This is a genomic window from Mesorhizobium sp. M0633, from assembly GCF_040320645.1.
Lineage (GTDB): Bacteria > Pseudomonadota > Alphaproteobacteria > Rhizobiales > Rhizobiaceae > Mesorhizobium.
In genome coordinates this window covers 1-18,627 of the sequence record NZ_JAMYQC010000003.1, presented here as the reverse complement: position 1 = coordinate 18,627, position 18,627 = coordinate 1, and the positions used below count along the sequence as shown (strand labels likewise).

General features: G+C 61.8%; 16 protein-coding genes and 1 pseudogene. 4 read left to right on the top strand and 13 right to left on the bottom strand.

The annotated features are described in order from the left end of the window. Positions 1-799: 799 nt before the first annotated feature. Positions 800-1,060, top strand: a complete 261-nt coding sequence (locus NKI47_RS03650; RefSeq protein ID WP_352587567.1) for a pyocin activator PrtN family protein — start codon at positions 800-802, stop codon at positions 1,058-1,060. A gap of 682 nt (positions 1,061-1,742) precedes the next feature. On the opposite strand, the gene NKI47_RS03645 is transcribed toward NKI47_RS03650, so the two are convergent. From NKI47_RS03645 to iolG, 11 genes and pseudogenes are all read right to left on the bottom strand, one after another. Continuing rightward, positions 1,743-1,886: a transposase domain-containing protein gene (locus NKI47_RS03645; RefSeq protein WP_301942484.1), complete on the bottom strand. Its 144-nt coding sequence runs from the start codon at positions 1,884-1,886 to the stop codon at positions 1,743-1,745. An 847-nt stretch (positions 1,887-2,733) separates the two neighbouring features. Further along, positions 2,734-3,226: pseudogene (locus NKI47_RS35110) on the bottom strand (IS66 family transposase); the annotation flags it as partial. Between the two features lie 306 nt (positions 3,227-3,532). Next, complete coding sequence (locus NKI47_RS03625; protein ID WP_352587563.1) at positions 3,533-4,585, bottom strand: Gfo/Idh/MocA family protein; 1,053 nt, start codon at positions 4,583-4,585, stop codon at positions 3,533-3,535. Positions 4,586-4,795: 210 nt separating this feature from the next. After that, complete coding sequence (locus tag NKI47_RS03620) at positions 4,796-5,800, bottom strand: substrate-binding domain-containing protein (RefSeq protein WP_023676588.1); 1,005 nt, start codon at positions 5,798-5,800, stop codon at positions 4,796-4,798. 58 nt (positions 5,801-5,858) lie between these two features. Further along, entirely contained in the window at positions 5,859-6,959 is a 1,101-nt protein-coding gene (locus tag NKI47_RS03615) for an ABC transporter permease (protein WP_352587994.1), read from the bottom strand. Next, a complete protein-coding gene (locus NKI47_RS03610; RefSeq protein WP_023676590.1) occupies positions 6,952-7,692 on the bottom strand; it encodes an ATP-binding cassette domain-containing protein in 741 nt (246 codons plus the stop codon). The genes NKI47_RS03615 and NKI47_RS03610 overlap by 8 nt, the downstream gene beginning before the upstream one ends. A gap of 137 nt (positions 7,693-7,829) precedes the next feature. After that, positions 7,830-8,954 (bottom strand): Gfo/Idh/MocA family protein, encoded by a 1,125-nt coding sequence (locus tag NKI47_RS03605; RefSeq protein WP_352458349.1) that lies wholly within the window; start codon positions 8,952-8,954, stop codon positions 7,830-7,832. Further along, positions 8,944-9,909, bottom strand: a complete 966-nt coding sequence (locus NKI47_RS03600) for a hydroxyacid dehydrogenase (protein ID WP_352587560.1) — start codon at positions 9,907-9,909, stop codon at positions 8,944-8,946. Before NKI47_RS03600 ends, NKI47_RS03605 begins: the two co-directional genes overlap by 11 nt. Continuing rightward, entirely contained in the window at positions 9,909-10,724 is an 816-nt protein-coding gene (locus NKI47_RS03595) for an HpcH/HpaI aldolase family protein (protein WP_023676593.1), read from the bottom strand. The genes NKI47_RS03600 and NKI47_RS03595 overlap by 1 nt, the downstream gene beginning before the upstream one ends. A gap of 10 nt (positions 10,725-10,734) precedes the next feature. Beyond that, positions 10,735-12,171 (bottom strand): NAD-dependent succinate-semialdehyde dehydrogenase, encoded by a 1,437-nt coding sequence (locus NKI47_RS03590; RefSeq protein WP_352587557.1) that lies wholly within the window; start codon positions 12,169-12,171, stop codon positions 10,735-10,737. 3 nt (positions 12,172-12,174) lie between these two features. Next, entirely contained in the window at positions 12,175-13,182 is a 1,008-nt protein-coding gene (gene iolG, locus NKI47_RS03585; RefSeq protein WP_352587554.1) for an inositol 2-dehydrogenase, read from the bottom strand. A 107-nt stretch (positions 13,183-13,289) separates the two neighbouring features. Between iolG and iolD the strand changes: the two genes are divergently transcribed. From iolD to NKI47_RS03570, 3 genes are all read left to right on the top strand, one after another. Further along, positions 13,290-15,137: a 3D-(3,5/4)-trihydroxycyclohexane-1,2-dione acylhydrolase (decyclizing) gene (gene iolD, locus NKI47_RS03580; protein ID WP_352587551.1), complete on the top strand. Its 1,848-nt coding sequence runs from the start codon at positions 13,290-13,292 to the stop codon at positions 15,135-15,137. Positions 15,138-15,263: 126 nt separating this feature from the next. Next, on the top strand, positions 15,264-16,163 hold the full coding sequence (gene iolE / locus NKI47_RS03575) for a myo-inosose-2 dehydratase (protein WP_352587548.1): 900 nt from the start codon (positions 15,264-15,266) through the stop codon (positions 16,161-16,163). 3 nt (positions 16,164-16,166) lie between these two features. Further along, the gene (locus NKI47_RS03570) at positions 16,167-17,000 is read left to right on the top strand and encodes an SDR family oxidoreductase (RefSeq protein WP_023676598.1); all 834 of its coding nucleotides are present in this window, start codon (positions 16,167-16,169) and stop codon (positions 16,998-17,000) included. A 61-nt stretch (positions 17,001-17,061) separates the two neighbouring features. Here the strand turns inward: NKI47_RS03570 and NKI47_RS03565 are convergent, their stop codons facing one another. Together NKI47_RS03565 and NKI47_RS03560 are read right to left on the bottom strand one after the other, a co-directional pair. After that, on the bottom strand, positions 17,062-17,937 hold the full coding sequence (locus NKI47_RS03565) for a MurR/RpiR family transcriptional regulator (protein WP_245274693.1): 876 nt from the start codon (positions 17,935-17,937) through the stop codon (positions 17,062-17,064). Between the two features lie 453 nt (positions 17,938-18,390). Further along, positions 18,391-18,627 (bottom strand): hypothetical protein (locus NKI47_RS03560; RefSeq protein WP_352587545.1); only part of this gene is annotated, 237 nt, incomplete at its 5' end.

Genomic DNA, 18,627 nt, shown 5'->3' with positions numbered 1-18,627 from the left:
GCCGCGAGCGTGTTTTCCGATTTCTACGTCGAAGCACCACCGCTGCACGCGTCAATCTTGTCGGTGTCGATCTCCATGCCAAGCAGTCTAACACGCGAAACGGCGTCTGCCGCGGTCCACACCGGATGGTTACGCTGCACGGCGCATTCTGCCGATGATTGAGGTTCATGAAGGCCTTCCCGCAAAATATGCGCCTTAATGCCCGGCCTCACGGCCTCACGCAATCCAGACATTTTCAAACTCGCCACACGAAAAAACCGCCTCGGTTAGACCGAGACGGTTATCGTACTATGACAGAAGTGGTTGCGGGGACACGCAACCACCGATACCGACATCATTAACGTGACGATTTGACAGGTCCAGGCCAGCATTGCAGGGAGGCGACTTGGTGGGCTCGGAGGGATTCGAACTCCGCGCTTGGAAAAGCGTCCCTCTCGTCTTCACCGTGCAGGCCGCTTACTCTGGGCGGCAGAGTGCCCTTCCGCGCTTCGCCAAACCTGCCGTGGGAAAAGCCTTGCCGTTTTTTCCGGCGGGGCTTTGATCAGATCGCGACTATTAGTGATTTATGCTGGAACTGGTTGCGGAGGTTGGAGTCGGACCGATTTGCGCCGATTAAGAAGCCCGTCAGCAAACGAACTCGGTCACAGCACTGTATTGGCGGTATCCCTCTAGCGACTTGAACGCCCCGGCCGTTGCTTAGGTCGCGCCCACCCTTTTGCACGCGCCCCCCTGCCCGGCCGTTGAACCCGTTGGGCGGCTTGCTAGTCTGCCAAGCTCCTAACAGGGATAGCAACCTGGAATGAACACAGCACTGCTTTTGATGGCTCAGTATGGTGGCAAGGCCATCATCCCGATCGATGAGGTCTGCCGAGACTATTTCTCCCACCTGACGCCGCCGAAGTTGGTCCGAAAGATTTCCATGGGGGAAATTGCCCTTCCGCTCGTGCGGATCGAGGACAGTCAGAAGTGTGCCAAGGGCGTCCATCTCGCCAATTTGGCCAAATACCTTGAGTTCCGGACTGAGGCTGCGAGAAAGGAAATGAGGGGTCTCACGGAGTAGCGAGGGAGCGTGAATGAGGTTTCGTTCAGCCCTGCCGTACACAGCCGCCCGCGGCTTATGGCCTGATGAGCGACGAACTGGATCAACCGTTTCAAGGCCGGTACTGCATTTGGTACAGCACCACTTCAACAAAGACGCGTAATCGACTGTCTGAACTGCATGTTTGTTGGGACTGCGTCCCATCTGATGTTGGACACGATGGTACAACTTTGCAGTATCAAACGAGGCGTTTCTCGAAATGATCCTACAGAACACGCACGTGTCCCTGCGACGAGCCGAAGCAGCGCACCGGCTGCGTGGAACACGCTGACGGGAGGGGCCTGAAAAAGAAGATTATTAGTCGGCTGCCGAGGTCATTATGAATTCAAATGCCGTCAGCTATTTGTACAGTTCTGGCTTACTCATTGCGCCAATAACTGCCTTTCGCCCTTCTGATAGTGATTGCAGACCCGCCTCGGCAGCGATTGCAGCCCGGTATCCGTCCAGCAGCTTGCTCCGGCCGGAATTCCGCTGAGTATTGAATGGATCCAGGCCTGGGCCTGCAGGCGATAGGCATCGGTGAAGCGAGGACGCCAGTCCGCGGGATAGGCCGTTCCTCGCGACAGACCCGAATTGATCTCGGTGCGCAGGGGCGAAAGCAGCGAGACCGTTGCGGTGGAAGCGTAAGCGCCTCGCGGATCGCCTATGGATTTGGGCTTGACGTTTTCCGGAATCGCCAGGGCATGAGTTCCTCGATCTGGGTTTGCGGATGGCCGTTGATGATGGCGTCGAGGGTTTCGGCGAGGTAGGCGACCGGGTTGACGTCGTTGAGCCTGCAGGTGGCCACGATGGAGGCGAGCAGCGCCCAGTTGTCGAACGTAGTGCTGTGCTGCGATTGTCGACAGTGTCCCAGGAGCCTCTTAGGGACTATTGCCTCCAACGATCCGTTGCTTTCCCCACCCCAACTTTCAAAATTGTGGTAAAGTCTCGACGTTGTTATTGGCTTTGAGCGAGCGGTGTGAGGGCGCTGGAGGCTACCATGCACTTCATTAAGCTCCTGGTTGGCTCAGCAATATTGACAGCATCGGGGGCAGCGTTTGCGGCAGAGGAGGTGTCTGTCGAGAGAGGACGGCTGGTTTCCATCATCGGCAGCTGTCACGACTGCCATACTGACGGCTACAGGGAAGCCGAAGGCGCACTCGACCCCACCAAGGCATTGAGAGGGAAAGTAATAGGTTGGCGGGGGCCGTGGGGCACAACGTATGCAAGCAATCTGAGATGGAGCGCGCAAGACCTTAGCGAAGACGGGTATGTAACCTACATCAAGACACTTCGCACATTGCCGCCGATGCCTTGGTACAACGTTCGCGTCATGCCGGAGAGCGACATTCGGTCATTCTATCGATATGTGAAGTCGCTCGGTGATCCCGGCGCCTTCCTCCCGAGAACGGCGAGACCGGGGGAAGAGCCGAGGACGCCCTTCGTCACGCTGGAGCCACCGCAAATGCCGAAACCTTGTTCACGCGACCTGGACTGCGGCGTGGGCGAAGTTTGCTCGGCCGCACCAGTCCGCCAATGCGTTAAGAAGTAGGCACCGTGGGCAGCGGCCCTCTTAAGACAGCCGACCCCAATTACGCGGTAGGGCGAAACCTTAAGTTTCGGAATAGTAGCGAACGCCGCCCTCGGGCCAGACGTCAAGTCAGACCGTCAATGATAAAACTTAGGGTGAGCGCCTCGCGGATCGCCTGTGGATTTGGGCTTGACGTTTTTCGGAATCGCCAGGGCATGAGTTCCTCGATCTGGGTCTGCGGATGGCCGTTGATGATGGCGTCGAGGGTTTCGGCGAGGTAGGCGACCGGGTTGACGTCGTTGAGCCTGCAGGTGGCGATGGAGGCGAGCAGCGCCCAATTTTCGGCCCCGACTTCGTGACCTGCAAACAGGGCATTTTTTTCTGGTCAGGCATACTGGCCTGATCGCGTTTTCAACCGGGTTGGTGTCGAGTTCCAGGCGGCCATCGTCCAGGAAGCGGGTCAGGCCTTGCCAGTGGCCGAGCCCATGCCGGATGTCTTCGGCCAGGCCAGAGCCGGAGGAGATCATCGATAGCTGCTTTTCGAACCATGGTTTCAGGGCAGCGATGAAGGGCGCGGAATGCTCCCGTCGGGCGGCAAGCCAGGCTTGAGGTGATGCGAGCATCCGCGCGTGATCCGCACCCATTACCCCTACGCCGATAATTCCAACGCGTATACTCAAGTTGACCTCCGTATTATTCCAATGCGTTCAGTCAAGCCAGCCGGTTGTCCGGGCTTTTCCGGCCTCGTGCGAGTCGGCGGCCGCCTGGATGAATTTCACCCAGCGCAGCCCGTCGAGCACGTTCGGAAACAAGATCGTGACTGCCTCCGCATGAACGGTTGCACGGTACAACGCGGTACGCGATGCCGTTTCGTGAGACGCTTCTCGCAATGAATCCTGGCCGGCTCCGCGGGCGAAAGCGCGTCAGAGAAGCAGCCGCTGGTCCGTTGTAGGCAAGATGCGGATCATATCCGCAGTAGGATGAACCTGCCGTGCCGGCGTGTCTATCTTCTGAGGCTGACCGGTGCTGGCGGCGCGCTCAATGGCAAGCAGGGCGCGCACGTCGGCAAATCCTTCTCCACCGTCGGCTTCAGGCGGTTGTGCATTCAGGATGCAGTCGGAGAAATACGCGGTCTGTCCGGCGAAATGGTCTGTCTGCGGGAACGTCTTTTCGGTTCTGATGTCGCCATGCCGAAGCTTCATTTGCACGGCAGTCTCGAAACGGAAGCCAGGGTCGGCCGTTACGCTCCCCTTCGTTCCGGCCACGTGGTAAAAATCCGAATTGTCCGCGCCGAAGCTGGCAATGAACTGTGCAAGCCGGCCCTCGGGGAAGCGCAACGTCACGGCAATGCTTTCCTCTACCTCCCCGACTGAGGCGCTGCCGAAACTCCTTACCGCGACTGCCTCGATCGGCTCAGTGGCAAAGATATGGCGCGCGGCATTCAGGCAGTAGACGCCGATGTCCTGCAAGGGACCGCCCCAATAGGCGGCCTTGAGGCGGTGATTGTCGGACGACGCTACGAAGGAGAAGACCGCGGCAAAGATGCGGGGATCGCCGATCTCACCGCTGCGGATGCGCTCCAGCACCTCGACAGTGCCGGGCTCGTTGTGCAGCCGATACGCCGTCATCAGGTACGCTCCGCTCTCATTGGCGGCGGCGATCATCGCCTCGCATTCCGCCTCGGTCGTGGCCAGCGGCTTCTCAACGAGCGCGTGCTTGCCGGCTCTCAGGGCTCGGATCGCATAGTCGGCATGCATGGAGTTCGGCAATGCCACGTAAACTGCATCGGCGACGTCCGATGCGAGCATCTGGTCGTACTGCTCATAGCTGAAGACGTGTTCCACGCCGTAGAATTCGGCGAGCTTGGCGGCGTTTTTTTTGGCCGAGCCGCTGACGATCGCCGTGATTGTCGAGTTTCCGGTCTGGGACACACCGGGCATAAAGGCTTCCTGTGTGATCCAGCCCGCGCCCACCACGGCATATCGTATCTTTCTCAATTGCTCCTCCCGAATGGGATCACTCCCGGCACTCGTCTAAAAATGGTCACGCCGTGGCCAGCGGAGCGTCTCTGAGGCCTGACGGCAGCGGTCGATTTGAGCCAGTCGCTCGATGGGTCTGTTGTCGCCTCTCAGGGGCAAAGGCGGGCAAGAGTCATCCCTCGCCCGCCGCAGAGTTGCGCCCCCCGCCTACTTTCCGATGCAGGTGTCGGCGGTTTCGGGGGTGCAGACGTCGAGACCGGTGTAGGTCGGGTCGGCCGGCGCGGGCTTGCCGTCCTTGATGTCCTTCAGCGCCAGCATGGTCTTGTAGCCCATTTCGAACGGCCGCTGTCCGACCTGGCCGAGCGACAGGCCTTCCTTCATCTGGTCCATCTGCACCGGCAGCGTGTCGGCGACGACCAGAGCCAGCTCCTTCTTGGCGATCTTATCCTTGTACGGCTCGACCGCAGCGCGATTCGCATCCGGTATGAATTGCGGAAAGCCGCCTGTCGGCACGAAGGCGTCGAGGTTTGGCGTCTTCGCCATGAAGTCCTGGAACTGCTGAACCGACAGAGGGAAGTCGTCGTTGGTATAGAGAGGGCAGCCCGGTGCTTCCGTCCAGCCGTTCTGGCCGGTCAGGGCATCACCTGGCGAGGCGGCCGACTCCTTGCCGGCCAGCGTATCGCGTATACCCTTCATGCGCTCATTGTGGTTGGCCGCGGCAGCTCCGCCCGACTGGATACAGATGGTGCCGCCTTTCGGCTTGATGGTCTGCACGATCTTGGCGAGGTTGACGCCAATTTCGTAATTGTGCGTGCCGATATAGGCGACACGCAGGTCCTTGTTCTCCGGTAGCACATCCGAGTCCCAGGTAAGCACGGGAATGCCCGCTTCCTTGGCGGCCTGAAGCGCGACGGCCATTGCCGCGGCGTTCGACGGGGCGACGGCGATGCCGTCGACCTTCTTGGCCACCAGGTCCTGCACGATCTGCACCTGCTCCTCGCCGCCGCCATGCTCGCCGGGGCCGATATACATGCATTCGATCGCGCCGCTGGATTCGGCTTCGGCCTTCTTGCAGCCGTCACGAGCCTGGTCGAAGAAAGGATTGTTCATGTTCTTCGGCACAAGGGCGAAGACGTATTTCTGCTGGGCATAGGCCTGCCCTGCCATCAGCGCGGAAAACGCCACGGCCGCCGTCAGAATGTATTTTTTCACCTGTTCCTCCACTTTGTTTTGACGTCCACTATCCCCGACGGCTTGCGGCCGCCGGATTCTATTTGCGCTTCCAGGTAAACATATCCTCCAGCGTCGCCCGCAGCGACTTGCCCGAGGTCTGCATGCCGAGAAGCACGGCAAGAATGATGAAGGCCCCGACAAAGGCGCCCTGCCAGTTCGAATCGATCCCGGCCATCAGCAGCGCGTTGCGGATGACCTCGAGGAAGGCCGAACCGATCACAGCGCCAAACGCGGTTCCGTAGCCGCCCATCAGGCTGGCCCCCCCGATGACGGTGCCGGCGATCACCCTCAACTCGTAGCCGGTTCCCATCGCGTTGATGGCCGAGCCGCTGTAGCCGAGCAGCAGCAGGGACGCGATCGATGCGGTAAATGCGCAGAAGACATAGGCCTGGAATTTGATCCAGTCGACGGGGACGCCGGTCATCCGCGAGGCGTTCTCGTTGCCGCCGATCGCGAAGAGGTGGCGCGCCCAGGCGGTGAAAATGAAGACGGAGCCGACGATGAGCGCGAGGATCACCATCACCCAGAACTGCGAGGACAGTTCCGGGATCCAATGAGGCACCCAGCCGTCAGGCGTGTGCCTCGGCCATTTGGCCTGGCCGATGGCCTTGACGATCGGCGCATCGGGTCCGAACTGGTAAAGCATCTGGTTGCCGGACAGCACGACCGCCAGCGAGCGCGCGATCGACAGCATGCCTAGCGTCACCACGAAGGACGGCATGCCGATATAGGCCACGAAGAAACCGTTAAAGGCTCCGCAGGCGATGCCTGCGAGCAGACCCGCGCCAAACGCCACATACCAAGGCTGGTGCCAAGTGAGCAGCAGGCCGGCGACGATCGCGACCAGCCCCATCACCGAGCCGACCGACAGATCGATGCCGCCGGTGATCAGCACCACCGTCATGCCCAGCCCCATGATGGCGATAGGTGCAAAATTGCGGGTGGTGTTGGTAACGTTGTCGACCGTGCCGAAGCTGGGCTCCAGCCACGTCATGAAGACCACCAACACGAAAAGCGCGATCGCGACCCAGAAGGCCTGGCTGGCGATCATCTTCTGGAAAACGCTCTGCTCTATTATGCCGACCACATCACCGATGGACGCATGGCCTTCCTTCAGCATGTCGCTCTGGCTATGCATCACGGATCGCTCCCGTAATTAGGCCGGTGATCTCCTCCGGCGATGTCTTCTCCGTCGCCTTGTCGGCCACTTTCGAGCCGCGTCTCAGCACGATGATGCGGTCGCAGACCGCGAACACATCGGGCATGCGGTGGCTGATCAGCATTACCGACACATTTTGCGATTTGAGCCGCCGGATCAGCTCCAGCACCTCGGCTACCTGGCGGACCGAAATCGCCGCGGTCGGCTCATCCATCAGCACGAGCTTGGAGTTGGATAGCCGGGTGCGGGCAATGGCGACCGCCTGCCGCTGGCCGCCTGACATTTTTTTGACCAGATCGCGCGGCCGCGTCTCCGACTTCAGCTCCGCGAACAGTTTTGCCGAGCGGTTGATCATCGCCTGCTTGTCGAGCACTCGGAGCGGCCAAAACCCCTTCTTCATCTCGCGGCCGAGAAAGACATTTTGGGCGGCCGTCAGATTGTCGGCCAAGGCCAGATCTTGATAGACGACCTCGATCCCTTCGCCCCGTGCCTCGATCGGCTTGTGGAAATGGCAGACCTTGCCGTCCACCGCGATTTCGCCGTCGGAGGGTGGGAAGTTCCCCGCAATCAGCTTCACCATGGTCGATTTCCCGGCACCGTTGTCGCCCATCAGGCCAACCACCTCGCCGGCAGCAACCGCGAAGCTAACATCTGACAAGGCACGGATAGCACCAAAGCTTTTCGAGACGCTTCGTACGTCCAGCACAGACACATTCTCCTCCCTGTGCGACGTCGACTTGAGCACTCAGCCGACGTACCTCTCTCCGGCTGCAATCTATATTGCAAAATGTACAAACATGCAACGTTTATTTCAGACGCATGCGGGGCGGCGACCAACTCTCCCTCGCATCAGTCTGTTCGCAGCCACTTGCTCTCCCGGGCCGAGCCCTGAATTGCCTCCACGAGTTCCTGGATGCGTTGGCCGGCCCGGAAGCCGAAAGACTCGTCTCGCTTCCCGGCGATCGCATCGACGAACCGCGCAATCTCGATAGCCTTCAGATCGTTGAAGCCGAGCTGATGGCCTGGTGCGACGCAGAAGAGTCCATAGGGATCGTGATCCGGACCGGCCTCGATGCGCCGAAAGCCACGCCGGCCGCCGGGATCGGCCGTGCTGTAGAAATGCAGCTCGTTGAAGCGCTCCTGGCTGAAGACGAGCGCCCCCTTGGTGCCATAAACCTCGAAATCGTGCTGCATCTTGCGGCCGGTGGCGACCCAGCTCGCTTCGATGCTGCCGGATGCACCATTGGCAAAACGCAGAAATGCGCGACCGATGTCGTCGACCTCGATGGTCCGGCGCCCGCCTCGGCCATCCGGACGGCTCGCTATGACGGTGACGGAATCGCCGAGGACCCGTTCCACCGAGCCAAGCAGAAACTCCGCCGTGGCCAGAGCATGGCTGCCCAGATCCGCCAATGCGCCACCGCCGACAGGATCGTGCCGGAAGGTAAATGGGCTTTCCGCATCCGCCATGTAGTCCTCGGCGTGAATGCCGCGATAGCTGCGGATCTCGCCCAACTCGCCCGCGCGGATCATCTGCCGCGCCAGCGCGAGCAGCGGGTTGCAGAGATAATTGAACCCGACCTGCGTCCTGACGCCGGCCGCTTCCGCCGCCTCGGCCATCCGTCGGGCATCCGCCGCAAGGGGCGCCAGCGGCTTCTCGCAATAGACGTGCTTGCCGGCGGCAATGGCGGCGAGCGCCATCTCCTTGTGGAAGCCGTTCGGCGCCGTGATATCGATCATATCGATCTCCGGGTCCTCGACCAGACGCCTCCAGTCCCCGCTCGCCCGCGCGAACCCCAAGGCCTGCGCCGCCTGCGCGGCGAGGTCCTCGGTTCTGTCCGCAACCGTGTGGAGCACCAGTTCGTAGGGAAGATCGAAGACACGTTGTGCGGCAGCAAAGCCGAACACATGGGTCTTGCCCATGAAGCCGGTGCCGATCAGGCCGATTCTGAGTTGAGGTTTTTCACCGGCCATTCAACTCGGCTCCGTTTACCACCAGCGCTGCGTCGATCCGCCCGGCGAAAAAATCGAGCACGTTCTGCACGGACGAGATTGCCATGAGCTCGCCGCACTCGGCGGTGAGCCCGGCAATGTGCGGCGTCAGAATCACCTGGTCGAAGCCGAAGAGCGGATGGTCCGCGGCGGGTGGTTCATCGTCGAAGACGTCGATACCGGCCGCTGCGATGCGCCCCGCTCGCAGCGCCGCGATCAGCGCCGCCTCGTCGACGATGCCGCCCCGCGCTGTGTTGATGAGAACAGCAGTCGGTTTCATCGCCGAGAGTTCCACGGGGCCGATCACCGGGCGCTCGGCCTTGGGTACGTTGACGGAGATCGCATCGGCCCAGGCGAGTCCCGTTTGCAAATCGCTCACCGGCGCGACCGGCCCCTCCGGCCAGCCTTGCCTCTCAAGGAATGGATCATAGGCACGCACGTCCATGCCGAATGCCGCCGCCATGCGCGCCAGGTGGCGGCCGATCCGGCCGAACCCGAGGATCAGAAGCCGCTTGCCCGAGAGTTCGCTTGGCTCCAGCCGGTTGCGCCAACCCCATTCGTTACCGCGCACCGAACGATCCGCTCGGATCAGCCGCTTGGTTGCCGCCAGCAACAGCATCATGGCGTGCTCGGCCACCGACACCGAGTTCACATCGCCGACGATCGCGAGAGCGATCCCGCGCCGATTGAGGGAGGATAGATCCACAGCGTCGTAGCCGACGCCATGGCGCGAGACGATCTTCAACCTCTCGGCGCGTGCTACGGTCGGAGCCGACAAGGGCTGGGTGCGAATGACGAGGCCATCGGCCTTGCCGATCAGAGGTGCGTAGCTTGGTTCGGAGACATCTTCGACATAGTCGTAGGTGACGCCGGGCGACGCATCGAGAAGTTCGATGCCGCTCGGATGAAGTTTTCCGGCGACCAGAACGTGCGGCATCAATAGCCTCCCTTGCCGGCTTCAAGAGAGGCGGGCTTCGCGCCGGTCAATTCGCGAAAGCGGGCAACACACGCCTGGGCCGCTGCTGCGAGCAGGCGGGAGTCGCCTGACACGGTGGTCATGTCGAAACCCCATTCGATGGCACGTGCGGCGTAGTCGGCCGTGCCGCAATGGAGCGCGGCGCGTTTGCCGTTCCTCTTGCAGGCTGCAACGATCGTCCGCAGAGCGGCGATCATGTCAGGCTCCTCGCGATCGAAGGACGGCGCGAGACGCCCCTGGTGCAGGCTGAAGGTCAGGTCTGCGGGACCGACATAGATGCCGTCGAGCCCTGGCGTTGCGGCGATCGCATCGAGATTGCGCATCGCCTCGGCGGTCTCGACCATGGCGAAAGCCAGGATCTCGTCATTGGCTTCGGCCGCGTAGTTGGCACCCGCCGAGAAGTTGGCACGCGTCGGCCCAAAACTGCGCTGGCCGGCCGGCGGATAGCGCAGGTAGCTGACGAGCTGAGCCGCCTGTTCCGGCGTGTTGATCATGGGACAGATCACGCCATAGGCGCCGGCATCCAGCACCTTCATGATGATGCCCGGCTCCAGCCACGGCACGCGCGCCATGGGCACCACCCTGGATGCACGCATCGCCTGGAACATCGGAAGCAGCATCGAATAGTCGAGCGCGCCGTGCTGGACATCGATGCTCACGCTGTCATAGCCCTGCGCGGCCATGATCTCGGCGGTGAATGGACTGCCGATCGAAAGCCAGCCATTGATCGTGGGCCGCCCTTCGGCCCAGATCTGCTTGAGCTCGTTCTTGATCAAGGCGGCCTCCTCAGAACACAATCTGCGCAAGCTTGGTGTCGAGGTAGTCACCGATACCTTCGCTGCCGCCTTCGCGACCCATTCCGGAATATTTCGTGCCGCCGAACGGCGCTTCCGATGCGGCGAGAGCGAAGCTGTTGATGCCCACCATGCCTGCCTTCAGCTCGGCTACCGTGCGGCGCGCACGCTTCGGGCTCGACGTGAAGGCATAGGCCGACAATCCCATTGGCGAAGCATTCGCCCGCTCCAGCGCCTCCTCATCCGAGGAAAACCGGGTGATCGCCGCGATCGGCCCGAAATTCTCCTCGGCAAAGACCCTCATGTCGTCGGCAACATCGGTCAGGACCGTGGGCTCATGAAAATGGCCGGCATTGAACGCCGCAACCCGATGGCCACCCGCGACGAGCTTCGCACCGGCTTTCATAGCGTCGGACACGATGTCTTCGATCTCGGAAAGCCGGCCGGCATTGATGAGCGGGCCCATCTGCACGGATGGGTCGAGCCCGTCGCCCAGTTTCAACGCTTTGGCGCGTTGCACAAAGCCCTCGACGAAGGCGTCGTGCAGGCTTTCGTGGACGAAGAAACGATCCGGTGTGACGCAGACCTGGCCGGAATTGGCGTATTTGGTCGGCACGGAGACGTTGAGCGCGGCATCCAGATCGGCGTCGTCGAAGACGATCAGGGGCGCGTTGCCGCCAAGCTCCATAGACACCTTCTTCACCGTGTCGGCAGCATCGCGGATCATCTGCTGGCCGACGCGGGTCGAGCCGGTGAGGGACACCTTGCGCACCGCCGGCGAAGCCATGATCGGCGCATAGGTCGTGCTCGTGGGCCCAACGACCAGGCTGACGGTGCCGGCAGGAAGATTGCAGGCGCGGATGCAGTCGACCATCAGCATCGCCGTCCCGGGCGTCTGACTTGACGGCCGGACGACGGTCGAGCAGCCAGCGCCAAGCGCCGGCGCCACCTTGCGGGCGACCAGTGCCGCCGGAAAGTTCCAGGCGGTGAAGGCGGCTGCGATCCCGACAGGCTCGTGCAGAACTTCGAAACGACCGCCGGGCACGCGCGATTCGATGACGCGCCCATAGATCCGGCGGGCCTCCTCGGCGTACCAGCGGAACTGATCGACCGCCAGCCCCCATTCGCGCTCGGACTGGGCAATAGGTTTGCCGGTCTCGCTGGAGATCATCCGCGCGGCTTCGTCCTTGCGGCGGATCATCTCGTCCGCGATAGCATGCAGGGCGGACGCGCGCTCAAAACCACCCTTGGATTTCCATGCGGAAAACCCACGGGCGGCGCTAACCAGCGCCTCTTCCGTGTCCGCGCGGGTGGCGACCGGAGCCTCGCCCAGCGGCTTTTCCGTCACCGGGCTCGTCACCGGCGCCGTCCCGCCGTCGGATGCCTTGCGCCACTTCCCGTCGATGAACAGTCCGTAGTTCGCGTACATGGCTTATCCGATCTCGCTGACCTTCACGAAGCGGCCTTCGACCGCCGATTTCATCGCCGCTTCGGCCAGGACCAGAGCGCGGCGCCCGTCCTCGAAACCGACCAGCGGCCGCTCGGCCTTCTCGACGCAGGTAACAAAGGCGTCGATCTCGGCATCGAACGCTTCGCGATATCGCTCGATGAAAAAGTCGAGGTAGGGCGTGGTGGCTTCGGCCCGCGCGGCCGAGTAACGGAGCAACTCATGAGGCTTCCGGTTGCCGCTGATCACCATGCCGGTGCTGCCCAGCAGTTCGACGCGCTGGTCGTACCCATAGGTTGAGGTGCGGGAATTGTTGATGTGGCACTGCTTGCCGCTTTTGGTCCACATCACGACCATGACGCTGTCATAGTCGTTCAGTTCCTCCATCATCGCCGGGTCGATCAGCCGGCCTCCGATGGCGAACACCTCCTCCGGCTCCTCTCCCAGCATGAAGCGGGCGAGGTCGAAATCGTGGATCGTCATGTCGCGAAAAAGCCCGCCCGCGACCTCGTAGTAGGAACGGGGCGGCATGCCAGGATCACGCGAGGTGATGATGACCTGGTGCAGGTCGCCGATCTCGCCGGATCGTACGGCGTTCCACGCCGCACGATGACCGGGGTCGAAACGTCGGTTGAAGCCGATCTGGACCGGCACGCCCTTGGACAAAATTGCTTCGGCGCAACGGTTCACCCTTTCCAGGCTGAGATCGATCGGCTTCTCGCAGAGCACGGGTTTGCCAGCGGCCACCGCCTTTTCGATGTAATCGGCATGCGTGTCAGTCACCGTCGCGACAAGGACCGCATCTACATCTGCCGAGGCAAATACCTCGTCGGCGGATCCCGAAGCGCGAACGCCGTGCCGCGCCGCGACAGCCTCCGCGGACAATTCGTCGATGTCATAGACGGTGGCCAGTTCTGCACGGGGATGCGCGGCGATGTTTGCCGAATGCATCCTACCTATCCGACCGCAGCCGAGCACAGCAATCCTGAGCAAGAAATCCTCCCGGTTTGAATTTTTGCAATGATCGTTGCAAACATATTGATTTGTCAATGGGCATTCCCTATAGATTTGGAAAGACCGTCGTTAGGGAGGAAACAAAGATGACCAGGGCCACCGTCCGTCTGACCATGGCACAGGCGCTCGTGCGCTATCTGTGCAACCAGTTCACGGTCGTCGACGGCGAGAAAGTTCCGCTTTTTCCGGGAGTCTTCGCCATCTTCGGGCACGGCAACGTGACGTGCCTTTCTGAAGCACTCGAGGCGGTGAAGGACGTGCTGCCGACCTGGCGCGGCCAGAATGAGCAGTCGATGGCGCTTGCAGCGATCGGCTTTTCGAAGGCGAAGCGCCGGCGCCAGATCATGGTTGCGGCGACCTCGATCGGTCCGGGTGCGCTGAACATGGTGACGGCGGCGGGTGTCGCCCATTCGAACCGGCTGCCGGTGCTGATGCTCTCAGGCGACACCTTCGTCAGTCGCCGGCCCGATCCGGTCATGCAGCAGGTCGAGCACTTCGGCGACCCGACCATCAACGTCAATGACGCCTTTAAGGCAGTCACGCGCTACTGGGACCGCATCGTCCATCCCGAGCAGATCATCTCGTCGTTGCCGCAGGCGGTTGCGGTGCTGCTTGATCCGGCCGATTGCGGGCCTGCCTTCATCGCTTTGCCGCAGGATGTGCAGGAGATCGCCTGGGATTATCCCGAAGCCTTCTTCGAACAGACGGTGAATGAGGTGCCGCGCCCCCGGCCCGATCGCAGCCGGCTCGCCGAAGCGACGCGCCTCCTCAAAAGCGCAAAGCGGCCGCTGATCATCTCGGGTGGTGGCGTGCGTTATTCGGGTGCAGAGAAGGTTCTTGGCGATTTCGCCGAAAGGCATGGGATCCCGCTCGCGGAGACGATTGCCGGCAAGGGCACGGTTACGGACGACCACCCCGCGCATGTCGGACCGATCGGCATCGTCGGCTCAACCTCGGCCAACGCGCTGGCGGCGGAAGCCGACGTGATCATCGCCGTCGGCACACGGCTCATGGACTTCACCACCGGATCCTGGAGCGCCTTCTCGGCCGACGCAAAGTTCGTCTCGATCAATGCCGCACGCTGGGATGCCACCAAGCACCGGGCGCTCGCCGTCGTCGGCGACGCGCTGGAGACGATGAGCGAACTCGAAGGTGCCCTCGGCGACTGGAAAGCGGAGAGGGCCTGGACAGACAAGGGTCGCATCGAGTTCGCCAAGTGGAACACGATGCTTGACGGCTTCCAGAAGCCGACCAACGAGCCGGTCCCGACCTATGCGCAGGTCGTAGGCGTGGTGAACGCCAAGGCGGGCGAGCGTGACCTGCTGATCACCGCGGCCGGTGGACTGCCCGGCGAGGTGATGAAGAACTGGCGGGTGAAGGAGCCCAACACTTTCGACTGCGAGTTCGGCTTCTCCTGCATGGGTTATGAAATCTCTGCCGGCTGGGGCGCGGCCATGGCCGACCCTACCCGCACGCCGATCGTCATGATCGGCGACGGCACCTACATGATGATGAACTCCGACATCTATTCGTCGGTGCTCGCCGGCCATAAGATGATTCTCGTGGTATGCGACAATGGCGGCTATGCGGTGATCAACCGGCTGCAGAATGCCAAGGGCGGCGCCTCCTTCAACAACCTTATCAAGGACTGCCGGGTCAAGGAGCCGTTCTCGGTCGACTTCGCCAAGCACGCGGAAGCCATGGGCGCGCTGGCGCGGCGTGTCGAAAGCCTTGCCGATCTCGGCCAGGCGATCGAATGGGCGAAGACCACCGACCGAACCACCGTCATTACCATCGTCTCCGACGCCTTCATCTGGACGCCCGGGGATGCGTGGTGGGACGTCGGCGTACCGCAAGTCAGCGATCGCGAACAGGTTCGCCAGGCCCATTCCGTGCAAGCCGAAGGCCGTAAACGCCAGCGCATAGGTGTCTGAGTTTGTCGGACGCCCCTCGGGGCGTCCTCTGCCGGAACGATGCGACACTCCCTGAGCATTGTTCCGGCAGTTTTTTCGTGGCGCAAGCAGCCGGCACCGGCCGGAAAATCATGATCGGAGATGAAAATGAGAGCCAAGCTTGGCATCGCGCCGATCGCCTGGTGGAACGATGACCTCCCCGAATTGAGCGACGACGTCTCGCTGGAAGAGTGCCTGCGGCAGGCTCGCGAGGCCGGCTTCACCGGCATGGAGACTGGCCGCCGCTTCCCGATGGACGCGACGGTGCTTGAGCCCACCCTGAGGCAGCACGGCATGAGTGTCTGCGGCGGCTGGTTCTCCGGTCGCTTGCTGGTCGGCGACATCGATGAAGAGAAGGACCGCATCGCCGCGCAGATGGAGTTGTTCAAGGCGACTAACGCGCCCTGCATCGTCTATGGCGAGACGGGTCGCACCATTCAGGGCGACCGCGGAACGCCGCTGGCTATGCGCCCGCGTCTCGACGACGATCAGATCAAGGCCTACGGCCGTAAGCTCACCACTTTCGGCGAATGGTGCGCGGGTCAGGGCATGCCGATTTGCTACCACCACCACATGGCCGCGCCGATCGAAATCGAACAGGACGTCGATCTGCTGATGAAGCATTCCGGCGAGGGTCTGCCCCTGCTCTACGATGCCGGCCATATGGCCTTTGCCGGCGGCGACGTGCTGCGGGTGGTGGACAAGCACCACGCCCGCATTTCGCATGTACACACCAAGGACATCCGCCAAGCGGTCGTGGACGGGCTCGACCGCAGCCGGGAAAGTTTTCTCGACGCAGTGGTAAAGGGGGCCTTCACCGTACCCGGTGACGGCTCGCTCGACTTCGAGGCGATCGTGAAGCGGCTGGCCTCCTACGGTTACGAAGGCTGGTTCGTCGTTGAAGCCGAGCAGGATCCCGTCAAAAGTCCGCCACTCGAAATGGCGAAGATCGGGCATAAGGAATTGCGGCGCGTCATGGCCGCGGCTGGCTACACTGTGGAGAGCTGAAGTATGAATCGCATGGATGGAAAGGTCTGCGTTGTCACGGGTTCAACGCAGGGGTTGGGAGCGGCCATTGCGCGCCGGCTGGCGGAAGCCGGCGCTGCCGGTCTTGTCACTCTCGGCCGCAACGAGGCGAAGGGCCGTGCCGCGGCCGAGGCGATCACGCACGACACCGGCGTGCCTGTCCACTTTGTCAAGGCCGATCTCGGCAAAGTCGAGGATTGCCGAAGCGTGATGGCGGAGGCCGAGCGCGTTTATGGCAAGATACATGTGCTGGTGAACGCCGGTGCCCGCACGGACCGTGGCACCATCCTCGATACCTCGCCCGAACTTTTCGACGCCCTGTTCGCCGTCAACGTGCGCGGACCCTACTTCCTGATGCAGGAGGCCATCCGCCGCATGATCCGCGACGGCATTGAAGGCGCCATCTGCAACATCGGCTCGATCTCGGAACATGCCGGCCAGCCTTTCATCAACGTTTACTGTGCCACTAAGGCGGCGCTGGCGACGCTGACCCGCAACACGGCGTTTTCCGTCATGAAGAACCGCATCCGCGTCAACCAGCTGGATGTCGGCTGGATGGCGTCTGATAACGAGCGAGAATTGCAGGCGAGTGAGACGGGCGATCCCAATTGGGAAGCGAAAGCCGTTGCGAACCTGCCTTTCGGCCGGCTGGTCGATCCGGCCGAGGCCGCCCGCACCGTCAACTTCCTCGTTTCGGACGATGCCGGGCTCATGACAGGTGCGGTGGTGGATTACGACCAGACAGTCCTCGGTGCCGCATCCGGCCCCATGGCCGTGCCTGAAAAGGCGATGGCGCTCTCGCCTTCCGACACTGATTGAGAATCGACGGCCGGCGGTCCGAAAATGCTGCAATGAGGCCAGGTTTCGCGGTTCGCAGTCCCTACCGCTCGGTAACCGTTGGAATGCGGGGATCGACTGCGTTGTTCTGAAGCCTGGCCGCCAAGGCCACGGTCAAAGCCTGCGCAAGACACATAGGAGCCGCCAGCGAGCGCGAGAAAGTGTATTCGTGCTCCGGTACGGCGAACAGAACGCGCGCGCTCTTGGCCAATGGAGACAGCGTGCTGTCCGAGATCGCCACGATGGGTACACCTCTCCCCACGGCTTCTTCCACAACATTGACGACCTCGTTCGCATAGAAGCGGAACGACACCGCAAACAGCAGGTCCGTCTTCCGCATCGCGCGGGCCATATGCGTGGCCAGTCCGCCGCCCGGATCCAGGAGCACGCAGCGCTTACCTAGCATGGTCAGTATATAGCGAAGGAGTTCGACGACCGGTGCCGAGCGAAGTTGTCCCATCAGATAGATGACGTCGGCCTTCTCGAGCAGGCTAACGGCTTCTGCCAGATCCTCGGGTTGAAGATCGGTGAGCATCTCTTTCAGGGACGCGATGTCACGGACGACCAGGTCGTGCATCAATCCCATCTCGCTGCGATCTGTCCGCTCCCCCAGTTCCTTCTCCAACGCCTTGACGCGGGCTTCGAAGCCGGGAGCCGCGGTGGACAATCGTTTCTGGAAGAGGCTCTGCAGGTCCTTGAACCCTTCATACCCCAATGCTTGGGCAAATCGGACGAAGCTGGACGCGTGAACGCCGCTGCCTTCCCCGATCGAGTTCACCGATCGCACCGCGACGTCATTCGGATTTTGGGTGAGGTACAACGCAATCTTCTGGTACGACTTGCTCATCCCATCATACCGGTCGTGTATCACGCGGATGAGATCCTCATAGTCCTTGGGAGCCTCGACCTTCTCGTCCACGATGCACATCCTTGCAATTTTTGTTGCATGATGGCGTCTTTGAAGGTTTTTGACCAGCAGAGAGTTGTCAACTCTGTTATCGGGTCTGTTATCGGGCCACAAGTTGTGTGCGCACCGCGCGTCCGCGCACCAAGAGGGCTGCGACAGCTCCGTGCGAAGGAGAAGCGTCAGAGGAGCAGCGGTTTCGGACCCTTGAGCGGCTTTACGGCGATGTTCTCGAAGTTTGGCGACCGTGGACGGCGGCGAGACTGCAGGGGAAGTGCCTGGACTGTGGTCACCACATGGCTGAGGAAGCACCGGATGCGCTCGCGGCCGAAATCCTGCGATTCTTGGGACCCTGCTAGGCTCTGCCTGCCGTGGCACGTATCGAAGCATTGACGCCCGGCAAGCCATGTTGTCCGCTTCGCCCGCAATGCGGACCCAATGTGAGGGCTTCGGAACTTCGACTTTGGGTCAAATGCCGAATTTGGTCCGCTGTAACATAGCTCCGACTTCCTTGCGCGCCGAGCACGAAATACCACCGATCCTGCCGACATCATGGCCCACCTCGAGTAAAGCCTTCGTCTCGAGCCCCTCGCCCCGATTTTGTTCGCGCGATAGAAGCGGCGGTTGGCGATTGAGCAGCATGGAATCGCCGAATTCATGCGCGCGGTATCGATACGCGATGAAGGCTGCGGAGGCCTTGGCGAG

What these genes read in the sequence shown, in the direction of transcription:
- iolD (WP_352587551.1), top strand. Translation starts at nt 13,290, where the DNA reads ATGACCAGGGCCACCGTCCGTCTGACCATGGCACAGGCGCTCGTGCGC.
- NKI47_RS03590 (WP_352587557.1), bottom strand. Translation starts at nt 12,171, where the DNA reads ATGTACGCGAACTACGGACTGTTCATCGACGGGAAGTGGCGCAAGGCA.
- NKI47_RS03570 (WP_023676598.1), top strand. Translation starts at nt 16,167, where the DNA reads ATGAATCGCATGGATGGAAAGGTCTGCGTTGTCACGGGTTCAACGCAG.
- NKI47_RS03615 (WP_352587994.1), bottom strand. Translation starts at nt 6,959, where the DNA reads ATGCATAGCCAGAGCGACATGCTGAAGGAAGGCCATGCGTCCATCGGT.
- NKI47_RS03605 (WP_352458349.1), bottom strand. Translation starts at nt 8,954, where the DNA reads ATGGCCGGTGAAAAACCTCAACTCAGAATCGGCCTGATCGGCACCGGC.
- NKI47_RS03600 (WP_352587560.1), bottom strand. Translation starts at nt 9,909, where the DNA reads ATGCCGCACGTTCTGGTCGCCGGAAAACTTCATCCGAGCGGCATCGAA.
- iolE (WP_352587548.1), top strand. Translation starts at nt 15,264, where the DNA reads ATGAGAGCCAAGCTTGGCATCGCGCCGATCGCCTGGTGGAACGATGAC.
- NKI47_RS03650 (WP_352587567.1), top strand. Translation starts at nt 800, where the DNA reads ATGAACACAGCACTGCTTTTGATGGCTCAGTATGGTGGCAAGGCCATC.